This is a genomic window from Gemmatimonadota bacterium (assembly GCA_009838845.1).
In the GTDB taxonomy this organism is placed as follows: Bacteria; Latescibacterota; UBA2968; order UBA2968; family UBA2968; genus VXRD01.
This window is the reverse complement of sequence record VXRD01000033.1, coordinates 1-16,040: the sequence shown is the minus strand read 5'-3', so window position 1 is coordinate 16,040 and position 16,040 is coordinate 1. Positions and strand designations below refer to the sequence as shown.

Here is a 16,040-nt window from a genome sequence, read left to right as displayed (position 1 = left end):
CCTTATTCCGGAGCACCTTATGGCTCGCAACCTCCTTTTAATCACCACCGATCAACAGCGCTGGGACAGCCTGCCCTGTTACGGCCTCGACTTTATGCAAACCCCCAACCTCGACCGCCTTGCACGCGAAGGCATGGTATTTGACCATTGCATCGTCCCCTCCCCTGTATGCGTGCCTTGTCGTGCATCCATCATGAGCGGGCAGTACCCCAGTGTAACAGGCGTACTCGGCAATGGCAACTGGCTACCCGATCACGTGCCAACCTGGCCGCGCATCATTTCGCAGACCGGAAGGCGCACCGCGGCCATTGGCAAAATGCACTTTCATCCTTGGGACTCGCACCAGGGCTTTGACGAACGCATCATGGCCGAAGACAAACGGCACATTTACCTGCCCGACCACCACGTACAATTTCTCGCTGCACATGGCCTTGACCGACCGCACCCCACCACATTGCCGGGTTATTACGAAAACATGGGCGCATCCATCACACCACACGAACGCAAATTTCACGTCGATGGCTTTGTCGGCGATCAGGCAGCCGAATGGCTCCAACAAAACGGGAGCGACCCCTTTGCCACATGGGTCAGCTTTCCCGGACCACACGACCCCTACGACCCCCCAGAAGACATGGCCCTTATGTATGCCGACGCGCCCATCCCTGAACCCGTCGGTTCCCCGGAGGAACTCGCCGACAAACCACCTGCCCAAAGAGACCGCGGTCGCGGTAGCCTGTCCAACTCCATGTTTCGCCTGGACTATTCAAAAGCCACACCAGAACACTACCGCAAATGGCGCGAGCACTACTACGCCAACATCAGCCTGATTGACGAAGGCATCGGCAAAATCATCGCCGCACTTGAAGCCCATGGCGTACTCGACGACACCCTCATCATCTTCACCAGCGATCACGGCGACGCACTGGGCGATCACGGCCTCCCCTTCAAAGGCTTCTTTTACGACTGCATGTCCCGCGTGCCCCTCATCATTCGCGGTCCCGATGTCCCCGCCCATCAGCGCGCTCCGGGCCTTGTCAGCATCATTGATCTCGTCCCACTCTTTTATCACGCCTGCGATACCGAACCGCCCGGCACACTTCAGGGAGAGGACATTCGCCGATTATTCAAAGACCCCACCGCGACCATCCGACAGGCCGCATTTTGCGAAATTGGCGGTCGCGCTATGGTGCGAACCGAAAGCTACAAATACGCACACTACGCCGACGGATCTGCCGAACTTTACGACCTCGAAAACGATCCCGATGAACTCGTCAACCGCGCGGACGACGCGCACCTCGCCCATGTTGAACACGACCTCAAATCCCGCTTGCTCGAACACTGGATCGACAACCAGAAACACCAATCAAACTACGTCTCTGCCCCGCAATACTGGGTGCGAGAGGCACTTGAAGCCGATTACAAAAAACAACAGGAAGAAGGCGGAGATCTACGTTATAGACCGCTGTATTGAAAGGAGTTACCCTTGAAAATCACCGATGTCGAAACCATTCAATTCAAATATATCGCCAACACCGAACAGGACAGCGATGGACACGGGCATCCTGGACCCGAACGCGAAGCTGTTCAAACCCTGCTCATCATTTCAACCGATGAAGACGTATCCGGATACTGGTTCGGTGCAAATGCACGGGTGATCAACAGCATGGTCAAGCCAGAACTCATTGGCAAAGACCCCTTTATGCGCGAACAAATCTGGCACGACCTCAACCACCGCCAGCGCATCAACTCAGACACGATAACAGATAAAGTCATCATGTCCGTTGACCTCGCCCTCTGGGACCTCGCCGGACGCGCCGTCAATCAACCCGTTTACAAATTGCTCGGCGGGTACCGCGACAAAGTACCCGCCTATGCATCTACCATGTGCGGCGACGACCTCGAAGGCGGCTTGGCCACGCCCGAAGACTATGCCCGCTTTGCCGAATGGTGTATGAAACGCGGGTACCCCGCCTTCAAACTCCACACCTGGCAGCCCCCCTACGAAGGTGCCCCCAGTGTCAAACGCGACCTCGAAGCCTGCGCTGCCGTGCGCGAAGCTGTCGGCCCCGACGTACCCCTCATGCTCGACCCCTATCACTATTATGACCGCGAAGCCTCGCTTGCCCTGGCAAAAGGACTCGAAAAACTCGACTACTACTGGATGGAAGAACCCATGGACGAACACAGCATGTCGTCCTATGTCTGGCTTTGTGAACAAACGTCTTTACCAATATGCGGTCCCGAAACCTGCGAAGGCAAAATGTATGTGCGCGCCGAATGGATCAAAGCCGGAGCGTGCGATATTTCCCGCTGCGGCGTCGGCGACGTGGGCGGTTTGACCCCCCTCATGAAAACCGTTCACCTGTGCGAATCCTTTGGCATGCGCTGCGAAATCCACGGAGGCGGTCCCGGCAACCTGCACGCCCTGTGCGCCATGACCAATGGCGAATTTTACGAACGCGGCCTCCTCCACCCCTTCATCGACTTCGATGAACAGGCGCCCTGGCTGCACGAACACGGCGAACCCATGGATGACCAGGGATTTGTCCATGTTCCCCAGCGTCCGGGATTGGGCATGAATATTAATTGGAATTATATCGAAAAAAACAGGATCAGGATGTAAGGATGAAAGGATGTTCAGGATGCCCCCACATCCACCCAAAACAAGATCAGCACAACCCCCTACCCCCAACCAAAACAGGAGAATTTTATGGACAAAGTACGCATCGGCATTATCGGCATCGGCAACATGGGCAGTGGACATAGTCTTTATTTGCACCCGGGCGAGGTATCCAATGCCGAACTAACCGCCATCTGCGACATAGATCCCGACCGCATCAAGTGGGCGCGCGAAAACCTGGGCGAGAATATTCGCACATTCGACAGTGCCGATGATCTCATGGCTTCTGGAACCGTCGATGCCGTCATCGTCGCCACGCCGCACTACCTCCATCCGCCACTGGCAATTCAGGCTATGAACAGCGGGTTGCATGTACTCATTGAAAAGCCCGCAGGTGTTTATACAAAGCAGGTCGCAGAAATGAATGTTGTAGCTGAAAAAAGCGACCGCGTCTTTGGCCTCATGTTCAACCAGCGCACCATAGGAGCGCACCAAAAACTCAAAGACCTGGTCGCATCGGGTGATCTGGGCGAAATTCAGCGTACGAACTACATCATCACCACCTGGTTCCGCTCGCAAAGTTATTACGACTCAGGCGGTTGGCGCGCGACATGGGAAGGCGAAGGCGGCGGCGTCTTAATGAACCAGTGTCCGCACAACCTCGATCTCTGGCAATGGATTTGCGGTATGCCTACCCGATGCAGGGCATTTGTCGGATTTGGCAAATACCACGATATCGAAGTCGATGACGAAGTCACCGCCTACGTGGAATACGAAAATGGCGCAACAGGTGTATTCATCACCACAACGGGTGAAGCCCCCGGCACTAACCGTCTCGAAATCACTGGCGATCGCGGCAAAGTCGTAATGGAAGGTGGAAACATCACCTTCTGGCGCACACGCGAATCCGTCAGCAAATTCTGCAAAGAATACAAAGGCGGCTTTGGCAGCCCCGAATCCTGGAAATGCGACATCCCCACGGGCAGCAGCGGCGAAGCCCATCGCGGCATCACGCAAAACTGGGTTGATGCCATACGCACGGGCAGTCCCCTCCTCGCACCTGGGGTTGAGGGAATCAAAGGCGTCGAACTCGCCAATGCCATGCTCTTATCCGCCTGGACAGACTATTGGGTGGATATCCCGGTTGACAGCGATCTCTTCTATGAAAAACTCCAGGAAAAGATCAAAAACTCCAATACAACTAAAGAGGCAGACGCCAGCACTGTCCTCGACGTATCCGAAACGTATTGAAAAGAAAAAAGCAACTGGACGCCTGCTACAAGCCTGCAGGCGTGACGAGTACAACTGGTCGCATCATCCCGTGAAGGTCCAGACCTGTTCATCGTCATCGCGGCAGGGTTTTAGCCGCGATCCAGAAAGTTTTTGGCCGACCCCAAAAAAACGAGGGCCGATTCTCAAGTAAAGAACCGACCCCCACGCGGAAGCTGACTGAAGAATAAGTTATCCGTATTCTGTGACAGCCAGGTTTCGGATAAGTTACGGACACGTCAAATCGACTTTGGCACCTCAAAAAACACCAGATCCCCCGATACCGCATCTGACCAATCATCAATCTGCAGATCAATACCTGCGACACCACACGTCGGCACATTGGCGATAGCAGATCCCGTTAGTTCATTGACCAATACGGTCATATCCGGGTTGTGTCCTATTACCATAACCTCCCGATACCGATTATCGACCTGTCGAATCAAATCCAGCACATCTCCACTGTGCCCTGAATAAATGCGCTCGTGCCAGGCAATCCGTTTTTTGGAAAAGTTGAGAGATTTGCGCAACCGCTTGACCGTAGATCGCACGCGCTTGGCCGTGCTACACAACAAGTAATCTGGCTCGACCTTCCACGCCTGCTTCAGGTATTTGCCCATGCGCTTCGAATCCCTTCTTCCGCGCTTATTCAGGGGACGATCAAAATCAGCCAACCCGACATAACTCCAATCCGACTTGGCGTGCCGCACGAGATAGAGCCGTTTCATAAAGTATTCTCCGTTAAGGTTTTACACACGTTGAAATATACGCAACCAATGGGCTTTTACAACTTAATCTTCACTTCGGAAGAATATAAAGTCTCAAGTCACTCGGCGGTGGGATCTCCTCTCGTGGAAGGTCTCGATTGCGCCCCAGCGTTTCCCAGCGCAAGAGATATCGCTCGCCGGGCCTCGTGCCCGACCCCCGCGCCCAGCGCGTATTGATCCTCATCCCCGGATACTGAGAAGTCACGCGCGCCAACTCCCTGGGTATCGCACTCGGGGGCGGCGGATACGTCCCGATCACTTGCATGGTTTGGGGATCCAGCTTCCAGATTCCCCGTCCTTCTTTCACATGTATATAGCTCATACTCAGACCCCCATCGGATGCCACATTTACGCTACCCAACCGAATCTCTGCAATAATTGATCCACCCCCTCCAAATTCCCACCGATAGGTCCAATTGCTCACCTTGTACACAACCCATTCGCCGTATTCCAATCGCGCACAATAGGCTTGCGTATATCCATTTTCGTCGTGCTTGTGATAACTGATCACCGGGCGTTTCTGATGATCAAAACCCAGCGACTGCGTCATATTGATCATCCCTCCCCTCGGCGGCACGGGATCGACGATAGCACCGCTTTCTATTGTAATCGGTAAATCCAACGCATCGCCGCTACCCGTTTCCCAGGCGACCAGGTCACGGCTGCGGGCATATGAGATATCGTGATTGGTTGCAGCATCGGGTGTGTCGCGCCACATCCAAATCATGTGGAACATTCTATCGGGACCTTTCTGGGGACTGCGCGCGTACGCATTCATCCGCCCTAACCCATCCAATAACGGCGTATCGTGTAACCGCCGCCATGTTCTGGTCTCAACATCATACATATTATAAAATTCAACCGCATTGCCACTACTGCCGTCTCGATACCTGAAAATCAATTCATTATTGGGACCGCGCATAAACACGGGATAAGTGCAACGATCTTCATTTTGTCCCACCATCGAATCAATGCGCTCAAAACTCGTCACATCGAGTGGCCGCGTTGTGCGAAAATAAATCAGCGGATCCACATGCATATTCCCGCTCAGATGGATATGATCGTCGGTGTCAATAGCCATGGTCAGGTAATTGTGGGTGTCCCATCCGGTTTCCGACGACAGTCGGCCTCGATTTTCCAACCACACACCTCTGGGCTGTTCAGATGTCCACGTCTCTGCATCTAAATTTCTCATCCCAACCGTCATTTTGCGGTCGGCATCGTAAAATGCGACAAATTGTACATCGCCATAAGTCAACAAGTCAAAACTAACGGGATGCCCAGCCCATACCTTTGAGATAAATAACGAGCCGAGAATTTTCCTATTATCTACTGTCGGGGTCGCCCCCCCACTTGACGCGACTGTTTTGCCAAAATTTGCGGCAAAATGCAAAAAATCATCGAACCCGATCTCGCCATCGCCATCCAGATCAAAACGATCTTCATACTTATCATCGCCCTGACGCGCCCCGAATTTGGCGACAAAGAGCAAAAAATCGGGAAAATCGACCACGCCACTATTGTCAAAATCTGGACTGGAGACTTGTTCTAATGCCACATTGGCCCGAAGGGGTTGGATCAGAAGCACGATGAATAGCAAGGCGAGGATATGCCTACACATGGCATCTTACTCCTATCGACAGAAAAAGGGCTTGCGATCCATATCACAAGCCCTTGCTTTTATGTGGTGCCGAAGAGGGGATTCGAACCCCTACACCCTTTCGAGTACTGCCCCCTCAAGACAGCGTGTCTACCAATTCCACCACTTCGGCACAAAATCTATGGCGTGGTACTGCCGGTATCGGCCGGTGCTGTTTGGGTTGTTCCTTCAGTGGGTGTGGTTTCCGGAAAGGTCAAAGGTTGAGGAATTTGCTGCAGGGGCATCTGCCCTTCTTCCATTAACCGCTCAGCAGCCGTTGACGGTACAGAATCAGTCGAACGCCCCGCGTACCAGAGCCCGATACATGTCAGCGCAAAAATAATCCCCACATACGTCGTCACTTTTGCCAACATAGGCACGGCACCACCACCGCCAAACATCGATGTGCCACCGCCCATACCGCCAAAAGCACCACCGGACAACCCACCACTTCTGCCGGGCTGCATCAAAATAACCAGAATGAGTACCGCACAAACTATCACATGAACAATCAAAAGAAAAATTTCCATATCACCCTCTATATAGCCGCTTTCACAATAGCGGCAAAGTCATCGGCTTCCAACGAAGCCCCGCCGATCAATCCACCGTCGATATTGTCCTGCTCAAACAACTCCGCCGCATTATCTGGCTTCACAGACCCGCCGTATTGTACGCGAACCGCCTGCGCGACATCGTCGTCGTAAATTTGCGCCAATACCTGCCGGAGAAACGCATGGACAGCCTCTGCCTGTTCTGGCGTCGCCGTCAGCCCCGTACCAATGGCCCAAACAGGCTCATAAGCCAGGGTAATCCCCTGCACTTCATCAGCGGAAACGCCATTGAGAGCACCCCGCGTTTGCTTCTCAACCACCTGCTCAGTCACATTGGCCTGACGCTCATCAAAAGACTCGCCAATACACATAATAGGCTTCAATCCAGCACTCAGAGCTGCCTTTAAACGGCGGTTGACAGTCGCGTCAGTTTCGCCAAAAAACTGCCGTCGTTCAGAGTGTCCTAATATAACGTATTCACAACCGCAAGTCAACAGCATGGGGGCCGAAACCTCACCCGTAAAAGCACCCTCAGCCTCCCAGTACATATTCTGAGCACCCAGCCCTACGCCAGTGCAGCACACCACACTTGAAACCCGTTCCAGCGCCGTAAAAGGCGGACATATTGCCACATCCACATCCGTCACATCCGAAACCGCATCCACCACATATCGCGCGAGTATTTCTGCCTCATCCGGCGTCTTATTGAGCTTCCAATTTCCCGCCACAAACGGCGTTCTCATTACAACTTCCTTTCAGTGTTTGAACACGCACCTATGCTTCCTCTTCCCTATCCGAAAGTGCCGCCACACCCGGCAGTGTTTGGCCTTCTAAAAACTCCAGCGACGCCCCACCCCCGGTCGAGACATGACTCAATTTTTCCGCCACGCCAAAATCTGCCATCGCAGCAGCAGTCTCCCCCCCGCCAACAATCGTCGTTGCACCGCGCTCAGTCGCCGTAACCAGTGCGCTGGCAACCGCACGCGACCCTTTTGAGAACGAGTGAATCTCGCACACCCCCAGAGGACCATTCCACACCACGGTTTTGGCACTTAAAACCACATCGGAAAATCGCTTCCGCGTCTCAGTCCCAATATCAAACCCCTCCAAATCTGCTGGAATTTGATCTCGCGGCACTATCTGAGCAGATACCCCCTCCGTCATCTCTGCTGCCACAACCGTATCAGTCGGCAATACCAGATCTACACCTTCGGCCTCTGCGCGCTTGAGCAAATGGGCAGCGACCCCAACGCGATCTTCTTCTAACAACGACTTCCCAATTTCCAGGCCCATCGCCTTAAAAAACGTAAACGCCATACCACCGCCAATAAGCAGGGTATCTACTTTTGAAAACAAATTTTCAATCACATCAATTTTACCAGAAATTTTTGCCCCGCCCATAATCGCGACATAAGGACGCGCCGGATCGGCCAACGCCGTGCCCAGATACTCCAATTCTTTCTGCAACAACAAACCCGCAGCGCATTCAACAAAATAATGGGTAACGCCCTCAGTAGAGGCATGCGCGCGATGGGCACTGCCAAAGGCATCGTTGACATATACATCGCCCAATTCCGATAATTGTGTGGCAAAACCCGGCGCATTTTTTTCTTCGTCGGCGTGAAAACGCAAATTTTCGAGCAACACAACCGAACCATCGGGCGCGCGTTTCACAAGTGAATTTGTTGCCTCACCCACGCATTCTGGCGATAGAAGCACCTCCCGTCCCAACAACACTTGAAGGACTTCAGCCACGGATTTAAGCGATAACTCGGGCACGATCTCGCCCTCGGGACGCCCTAAATGCGACATCAACACGGGCTGTCCCCCCGCATCCAAAATGTGCCGGATCGTGGGTAAAGAAGCCCGCAAGCGCGTGTCGTCTGCGACCTGCCCATCTTCAATGGGCACATTAAAATCAACGCGCATCAGAACGCGCTTATCTCTCAAATCCAGGTCTGTAATCGACAATTTCGACACGCTATCGCCTCTCAAAAGTCAAAATCAGCGACTATTTCTACATCTCCGCCAACTTCGAGATCAAATCCACGCACCGATTGGAATACCCCCACTCATTGTCGTACCACCCACACACCTTCACCATATTGCCAGCCATCACCGTGGTAATCATCGAATCGAAAATACAAGAATGGGCATTCCCCAGGACGTCAGCTGAAACAATGGGATCATCGGTATATTCCAAAATACCTTTCAAACGCCCATGCGCTGCACACTCAAAGGCATTATTCACCTCTTCTGCGGTCACCTCTTTTTGAAGCACCGCGACAAAATCGGTAAATGAACCATCTGGCGTGGGCACGCGCACGGCCATACCATCGAGTTTGCCATTGAGTTCGGGAATAACCAGCCCCACTGCACTCGCCGCACCTGTTGTCGTCGGAATCATCGACAGGGCAGCAGATCGCGCCCGGCGCATATCGGAATGGGGCGCATCGATAAGACTCTGATCGCCCGTATAAGAATGTATAGTGGTCATAAGCCCGTGTACAACGCCAAAAGAAGCGTGCAACACACTCACCATAGGCGCCAGACAATTCGTCGTACACGAGGCATTGGAAATGACCGCATCATCTTTTTGTAAAACACCGTCATTAATCCCCATCACCACAGTGGGCAAATCCCCTTTGGCGGGCGCAGAAATAATCACCTTTTTTGCACCTTTTTCTCCCAAATGGGCGCTCGCGGACTCTTTATCGGTAAAAAAGCCCGTCGATTCAATCACCACATCCACACCCAATGACCTCCATGGCAACTGTGCCGGATCTCGTTCGGACAAAACAGCTACCATTTTGCCATCTACCACAAGCGCGTCAACCGATGACTTTTCAACTTGCACGCCGTTTTCCCGATGTTTAACACACCCCGGATACCGTCCATGCGTCGAATCGTATTTGAGCAAATGCGCCAGACTGGCAGCATCGGTCAAATCGTTTACAGCCACCACATTGAGGCCCCGCGCCATCGCCGCGCGAAAAACCAGCCGCCCAATCCGCCCAAATCCATTAATCCCTACTCTCAGTCCTACCATAATTTCCTCCAAATTCATTATCCAAAAAATACTTTGGCAATATCGTAAAGGCCCATATCCACGGTGCGCAATTTCGACACGGCCTCTTTCAAGTTAATCGCAACAATATTTTGCCCTCGCAGCGCCACCATCTTGCCAAAATTGCCTGCCTGTATCAGATCAATTGCCGCAATTCCAAATCGCGTCCCCAACACCCGATCATACGCAGAGGGGCTACCTCCGCGTTGAATATGTCCCAGCACGGTTGCGCGACTTTCGTATCCGGTGCGCCGCTCAATTTCATCACTCAGCATATTGCCAATGCCCCCCAGGCGAACATGCCCGAATGCATCTTTTTCCTGAGATTGCAACACCATACTGTCATCGTCGAGCTTGGCACCTTCAGCAACCACGACAATACTAAATGTCTTGCCGCGGGCATGGCGTTTCCTGATGGTATCGCACACGTCATCCATATCAAATGGGACTTCCGGGATCAGAATCACATCTGCCCCCCCTGCAATACCAGCCTCCACGGCAATCCAACCGGCGTGGCGGCCCATAACCTCGACGACCATCACGCGGTTGTGAGATTCGGCCGTCGTGTGCAGGCGGTCAATCGCCTCCATCACAATATTAATCGCCGTATCAAAACCAAAGGTCTGGTCTGTGCCATCCAGGTCATTATCAATGGTTTTGGGCACACCGACCACTTTGATACCCTGATCTGTGAGTTGATGAGCCACACCAAGCGTATCATCGCCCCCAATGGCAATCAACGCGTCCAGACCCATTTTCTCCATCCCCGTTCGCACGAGCGCACCGCCATCTGCACCATCTTGATACGGATTTGTCCGCGACGATCCCAAAATTGTTCCACCGCGCGGCAAAATCCCCGAAACAGCATCCAAATCCAGAGGGACTGACAGCCCTTCAAGCATCCCTCGCCATCCCTCCTGCACGCCCGTCATGTCGTAATTATAAACCATAATGCCTTTGCGTACAATCGCGCGGATTACCGCATTAAGACCTGGGCAATCGCCGCCACCTGTAAGTATGCCAACGCGTTTTACAGACATAATATCTCCCTTACAAAATCACTATGATGAGCATAATCGCCTGAGTCCTTTAAAATTTCCAAAGGTTTGAAGTTTAAGGTATTGCAACATACCTGTCAAGCCCGTTGTATTCGCCCACTAAAATATAAAATCACTGTCAAGGCTCTGATTTTTTTACATCTTGAGATAGATCATCCTCACCGAATGGGGGACTGGCAACAGCACCAACGGACACGCATTTTGCCCCCGCAGATCGCAGAGCCAGAACACATGCATTGAGCGTCGCACCAGTCGTGATGACATCGTCAATCAGAAATATTTTTCGCCCCTCAATAGACGCGGGATGACGCACGCGAAATGCTCCCTGTACATTGTATTCGCGTTCCAAAACGCCCAGTTGTGTCTGCGTAGGAGTTGCTCGCACTCTTTTCAGCGCGTTTGCCATCACTTGTAAACCCGATACCCGTCCTGTAGCACGTGCAATAATCTCACTCTGATTATACCCACGTGCTCTTTTTTTAGCAGAGTGAAGAGGCACTGGAACAATTACCGCATTGGGTTCGACAGCGCCCGCTATGCGCCGCCCCAAAGCCTTGCCAAATATCTGTCCAGGCAACGTTTTCCCCCGGTATTTGAGCGCGTGAATCAAAGACCGAATACAATCATTAAATTGATACAAAATAACTATCTGATCAAATTCGTGTTCAAAATCCACCTCGTGTAGTTCTGAATCCCAAATCTCGATATCATCCCAACACGAATCGCACAGCCCCGGCGAATCCGGCAGCGATGCTTTGCAAATCATACAAGACGACGGATAAACAAAATTGAGTGCCGCCTTCCAAATTTTCCGTACTATTTGCACAATCTTTCCTCTTCCCCACATTTATTTTTTTTCTTAACCTAAAAAGTCCCTATTTTTTTTCATCCCATAACTCAATCGCGGAGATATGCCGTGTCTCTGGAAAATGCCCGCGCAATCGTATTCGACCTCGACGGAACCCTCTTTGACCTGACACCCGTCGTACATGCCGCGCGCCAACGCGTTGCTACCTTTCTATTTTCAAACGGTTTTTTTTCTACCCGCGCCTACGCACGCCAGCGCATCAATACGCTCGAACGCAAACACGGCCCTTATTATTCATCCTCGCCCTATTATTTCGCCTTTTTCGATATCGCCAAAGCTGTCTTCAAAGACAAACCCGACCAGGTGCGTCGTTTTCTCGACAAACAAAATACCGACCCGGAAGCCGAGCCGGTCGAAGCCCTCGTAGCAGAAATGGAGCGCGTTTACAATGCCGAAGATGTAGAAGATATTCGCCCCTATCCCGATGCGTTACACACCCTTCGGGAATTGCGCCACGCGGGCTATAAACTGTTTCTGGTCACACTGGGCAGAGCGCGCCGTCAGCGCAACAAAATTGAATGCCTGGGCATTGCTCCTTATTTTGATCGCATCATCAACGAAGGTCCCCCTGCACATGCCTACTGGTTTTCAGAGCTTATGGAAAGCCACGACCTCTCCCCCGACCAACTCATCGTCGTTGGCGACCGCACACATGACGAAATCCGTGCGGGCAATCGCCAGGGGCTAACCACAATCTGGTTGCGGCGCGGAAGATTCTCCCGCGAAACACCCGCAATAGGCGACCGTCCCGACTACGAAATTAAATACCTCGCCCAACTATCCACATTATTGCACCTCTCGCGGATCGGGAAAAACCCCGACAGATTCAGAATTGCCGTTATCGGCGGCGGCACCGGTCTGCCCACTGTCTTGCGCGGGCTAAGGCCCTATACCCGTCACCCGACAGCCGTCGTTGCCGTAACCGATAGCGGAGCTTCCTCGGGGCGTATCCGCTGGAATTTGGGAGTCCAGCCCCCCGGCGACATTCGCAATGCCCTCACAGCACTTGCCGATCCCGAACAGATATCTCAGGGACTTTTCAACGTCTTCCAACACCGCTTTCCCAATAGCGAACAAGAATCCGGTATTTTTAAGAACGACCATATTGGCAATTTTCTCGTGGCTGCCCTCACCCAGCAACTCGGCGATTTCCATGCGGCTATAAAAACAGCCAGCGACATGCTGCACGTACAGGGCACAGTTTTCCCTGCCAGCACCGACAATGTCGATATTTGCGCCAAACTGACAAACGGCGAACATCGCTATACCGAATGGATGGTCAGAAAACCCGGCAAACCACCAATTGATCTGGCGTATCTCGTCACTAATGACACACTCTTGCGCGAACTCAATCGCAAAAACAGCGCGCTCGATCGCGTCATAGACCCCGAAACAGGACAGGTTGAAATCTGCGTGCGTCAGGGGCGCAAAGTGAGCCTGGAACAAGATCAGATCAGAGCACCGCGTGGAGCTTTGCAAGCCATTGCAGATGCAGATATCGTCGTCATTGGACCGGGTAGCCTGTACACCAGTGTCATCACCAATCTCCTCGTACCCGATATTCAAAAAGCACTGGTCAAACGCGCTCAGGGCAAAACCATCTATGTTTGCAACATCGTCACACAACCCGGACAAACCGACGATTTTAGAGCCTCTGACCACCTCAAATCCATCCTCAAACACATTCCTGAAAATCAGCGCGATGGCGTCATCGATCACACGTTGGTTCAGGACCTCCGCATATTCCAAACGCCCAAAAGCGTGGACTGGCACCCACTGATCAAAAAATACAAAAAAGATGGCAAAGTCCTGGTTGAATGCGATACAGAAACGCTCGACGCCCTCGGTCCCTGGACCCGCGCTGACTTCTTAGAAGAATTTCATCCCGATGCCATAGAGCGCGGCACCGGCGATTTTATCAGCCACGACCCGGCCAAAGTCGCCGATGCGATCTGTCGCATTTTCTGCGGCCTGAGCGTACCCGACTACTGGGGCCTGGACGAATGACAGGAAAAATTAGAGGCATTATTTTTGACCTCGATGACACCCTCTTTGACTGCACGGGTCAACTCACCCAACCGGCACGTCGCAGAGCAGCTCAAGTTCTCGCATCTGCACATCCCGACCTCTCAATTGAGACTGGTTATCAGCAACAAGTGTCACTATCCCAAACGCATGGGTCTTCAGAGGCCATTCGCATACTCGGCACTCAGTACAATATCCCAGCCAACATCGTAGAACGGGCGCTCAATGCCTATAATCCCCGCACTGTGGAGACCATCACCCTTTTCCCCGATGTACTCCCCACCCTCGCTACCCTTGTCCAGCGCGATTACCAACTCGCCCTTGTCACCTCTGGAAACCCCGACCGCCAGCGCGAAAAAATTCGCCTTCTCGACTTGTGCGATTATTTTAGCGAGGCTGACAATACCCTCATCCTGCACGACGACCGAAAAAACAGCGATAAAGAGTCATCGCTCACCCAGGCCGCAAGAGCAATATCCTTGCCACACGCCCACATTCTATGCGTGGGAGACAAACTCACCGACGAAATCGCTACGGCCAAAACCCTGAGTATGACTACCGTACACATGCGTCATGGCCGACAAAAAAACAGAAAGCCTCAAACCCCATCAGAACAGCCCGATATTGAAATAGACCGCATTTCTCAACTGCTATCTCTCCTACCCTGACCTCTATAAACGCAAATCTCATCCCCTCGTTTTACACCGAGCGTCCTGCTTGCACTGCCCCCACAAACCGCGATCTCCAGCGTATCCAAACTGCCGTAAAGCGCCAGTGTTTCCTCCTTTTCGACCTGGCTATATGTCTGACATATCCGATCAAACCGGATCTCGCCAATAATAATCTCAAAATTCCCATCGGGATATTTTGCATCAATTTGCGACCGCGCAATCATTGAGATCGCATTGCCAAAATGGTCAACACATACCACTCGTCCAACGAGTGCATCGTCACGTTCTTCAACGCCCCACAAATCGCATGTGACCGGATCCCCAATTTTTGTCCCCACTTCTTCACATGAAACCCCCTTGAGTAAATGCGCCCCCACCTGGGCAAATACATCTCGTCCGTGGAACGTCGAACTCACTTGCGAGCGCATCAATGCCGCATTTTCAATCGCCACAATGCGCCGTACAACTTCTCGCTCATAGACAGGAGAGAACAGGCCATTATCCGGTCCGACATACACAAATTGCTCTGTTTCAACGACAATGCCCCGGCGATCACTCCCCACCCCCGGGTCAACCACTCCAACATGTACGCTACCCTCTGGAAAAAAAGGACACGCACAATACATGGCAAAAGCGCCAGCAGCAACATCTTGGGGCGGCACCTGATGTGTTATATCTACAATTTGAGCCCCTGGCACAGAGGTGAACACCACGCCCTTCATCGCAGCAACATAGCCATCAGAAATGCCAAAATCTGTCGTCAGTGTTAATATTCGGCTCATATCACCACCTAAAAAACATTCGCCTCTTTCATACTCAAGAACCGCTCTGAACCGACGATTAGATGGTCCAACACCTCAATCCCCATAATCTCACCGGCCTGCACCATGCGGCGCGTGAGTTCAATATCTTCTCGGCTCGGTGTTACATCACCACTGGGGTGGTTATGCGCCAGAATCACACTCGCAGCAGACGACCCCACAGCCGGCACAAACACTTCTCTCGGATGTACGAGTGAGGCGTTAAGCGAGCCAACCGACACATTTTCGCGGCAAATCACCTGATTCCGCGCATTGAGAAAAAGCGCCACAAAATATTCCTTGCGCAGATCTTTGATATCTGTCAGCAGGCCCAAAACATCGGCTGGGCTGGTGATAGTAGGCTCAATCCCTATCCCCTGGTTAAGCCCCCGTTTTGCCAGTTCAAATCCCGCGACCAAACCCGCGGCTTTTGCCCGCCCGATTCCCTTTATTGTCGTGAGCTCTTTCAGATCCATATCCACGAGTTTATTAACGGGATACCTCTTGACTATCCCGCGCGAAATTTCCAGAACATTTCTGCCTTCGTATCCCGTTCGCAGCAAAATCGCCAGCAGTTCCTCATCGCGCAATCCCTCTGGCCCCAAACGCTCGAGTTTTTCTCGTGGCATATCCACATCTGCCACGCCCGCGATACCTCCTCTACTTTTTACAAAGCCATTCATATACTATCTCCCTGATATTGTT

Annotated in this window: 15 protein-coding genes and 1 tRNA gene; 5 read left to right on the top strand and 11 right to left on the bottom strand. The window is 52.5% G+C overall.

The features are described 5' to 3' along the window. The first annotated feature begins 19 nt into the window (after positions 1 to 19). The 3 genes from F4Y39_05080 (at position 20) to F4Y39_05070 (ending at position 3,871) form a co-directional block, all read left to right on the top strand. Positions 20 to 1,471 (top strand): sulfatase-like hydrolase/transferase, encoded by a 1,452-nt coding sequence (locus F4Y39_05080; GenBank protein MYC13083.1) that lies wholly within the window; start codon positions 20 to 22, stop codon positions 1,469 to 1,471. 12 nt (positions 1,472 to 1,483) lie between these two features. Next, positions 1,484 to 2,623 carry an enolase gene (locus tag F4Y39_05075; GenBank protein MYC13082.1) on the top strand — a complete coding sequence of 380 codons (1,140 nt, stop codon included), beginning with the start codon at positions 1,484 to 1,486 and terminating at the stop codon, positions 2,621 to 2,623. A gap of 87 nt (positions 2,624 to 2,710) precedes the next feature. Continuing rightward, entirely contained in the window at positions 2,711 to 3,871 is a 1,161-nt protein-coding gene (locus F4Y39_05070; protein MYC13081.1) for a Gfo/Idh/MocA family oxidoreductase, read from the top strand. Between the two features lie 257 nt (positions 3,872 to 4,128). Here the strand turns inward: F4Y39_05070 and F4Y39_05065 are convergent, their stop codons facing one another. The 9 genes from F4Y39_05065 to F4Y39_05025 form a co-directional block, all read right to left on the bottom strand. After that, complete coding sequence (locus F4Y39_05065) at positions 4,129 to 4,617, bottom strand: histidine phosphatase family protein (protein MYC13080.1); 489 nt, start codon at positions 4,615 to 4,617, stop codon at positions 4,129 to 4,131. A 70-nt stretch (positions 4,618 to 4,687) separates the two neighbouring features. Then, positions 4,688 to 6,277 carry a hypothetical protein gene (locus F4Y39_05060; GenBank protein MYC13079.1) on the bottom strand — a complete coding sequence of 530 codons (1,590 nt, stop codon included), beginning with the start codon at positions 6,275 to 6,277 and terminating at the stop codon, positions 4,688 to 4,690. A 64-nt stretch (positions 6,278 to 6,341) separates the two neighbouring features. Continuing rightward, a tRNA-Leu gene (locus F4Y39_05055) sits at positions 6,342 to 6,428 on the bottom strand. A gap of 7 nt (positions 6,429 to 6,435) precedes the next feature. Beyond that, complete coding sequence (secG, locus tag F4Y39_05050) at positions 6,436 to 6,825, bottom strand: preprotein translocase subunit SecG (protein ID MYC13078.1); 390 nt, start codon at positions 6,823 to 6,825, stop codon at positions 6,436 to 6,438. An 8-nt stretch (positions 6,826 to 6,833) separates the two neighbouring features. Further along, positions 6,834 to 7,589: a triose-phosphate isomerase gene (locus F4Y39_05045; protein MYC13077.1), complete on the bottom strand. Its 756-nt coding sequence runs from the start codon at positions 7,587 to 7,589 to the stop codon at positions 6,834 to 6,836. 31 nt (positions 7,590 to 7,620) lie between these two features. Beyond that, the gene (locus F4Y39_05040; protein ID MYC13076.1) at positions 7,621 to 8,826 is read right to left on the bottom strand and encodes a phosphoglycerate kinase; all 1,206 of its coding nucleotides are present in this window, start codon (positions 8,824 to 8,826) and stop codon (positions 7,621 to 7,623) included. A 37-nt stretch (positions 8,827 to 8,863) separates the two neighbouring features. Next, positions 8,864 to 9,895, bottom strand: coding sequence for a type I glyceraldehyde-3-phosphate dehydrogenase (gene gap, locus F4Y39_05035; GenBank protein ID MYC13075.1), 1,032 nt, complete (start codon positions 9,893 to 9,895; stop codon positions 8,864 to 8,866). Between the two features lie 17 nt (positions 9,896 to 9,912). Beyond that, on the bottom strand, positions 9,913 to 10,953 hold the full coding sequence (locus F4Y39_05030) for a 6-phosphofructokinase (GenBank protein MYC13074.1): 1,041 nt from the start codon (positions 10,951 to 10,953) through the stop codon (positions 9,913 to 9,915). A gap of 136 nt (positions 10,954 to 11,089) precedes the next feature. Beyond that, on the bottom strand, positions 11,090 to 11,818 hold the full coding sequence (locus tag F4Y39_05025) for a ComF family protein (protein MYC13073.1): 729 nt from the start codon (positions 11,816 to 11,818) through the stop codon (positions 11,090 to 11,092). A 69-nt stretch (positions 11,819 to 11,887) separates the two neighbouring features. Here F4Y39_05025 and F4Y39_05020 point away from each other — a divergent pair, with 69 nt between their 5' ends. Then, the gene (locus F4Y39_05020; protein MYC13072.1) at positions 11,888 to 13,846 is read left to right on the top strand and encodes an HAD hydrolase-like protein; all 1,959 of its coding nucleotides are present in this window, start codon (positions 11,888 to 11,890) and stop codon (positions 13,844 to 13,846) included. Then, the gene (locus tag F4Y39_05015) at positions 13,843 to 14,532 is read left to right on the top strand and encodes an HAD hydrolase-like protein (GenBank protein ID MYC13071.1); all 690 of its coding nucleotides are present in this window, start codon (positions 13,843 to 13,845) and stop codon (positions 14,530 to 14,532) included. The genes F4Y39_05020 and F4Y39_05015 overlap by 4 nt, the downstream gene beginning before the upstream one ends. On the opposite strand, the gene F4Y39_05010 is transcribed toward F4Y39_05015, so the two are convergent. Further along, positions 14,508 to 15,317, bottom strand: a complete 810-nt coding sequence (locus F4Y39_05010; protein ID MYC13070.1) for an SAM-dependent chlorinase/fluorinase — start codon at positions 15,315 to 15,317, stop codon at positions 14,508 to 14,510. The two genes, F4Y39_05015 and F4Y39_05010, sit on opposite strands and share 25 nt — an antisense overlap. An 8-nt stretch (positions 15,318 to 15,325) precedes the next feature. Next, the gene (locus F4Y39_05005; protein MYC13069.1) at positions 15,326 to 16,018 is read right to left on the bottom strand and encodes a JAB domain-containing protein; all 693 of its coding nucleotides are present in this window, start codon (positions 16,016 to 16,018) and stop codon (positions 15,326 to 15,328) included. Positions 16,019 to 16,040 lie beyond the last annotated feature (22 nt).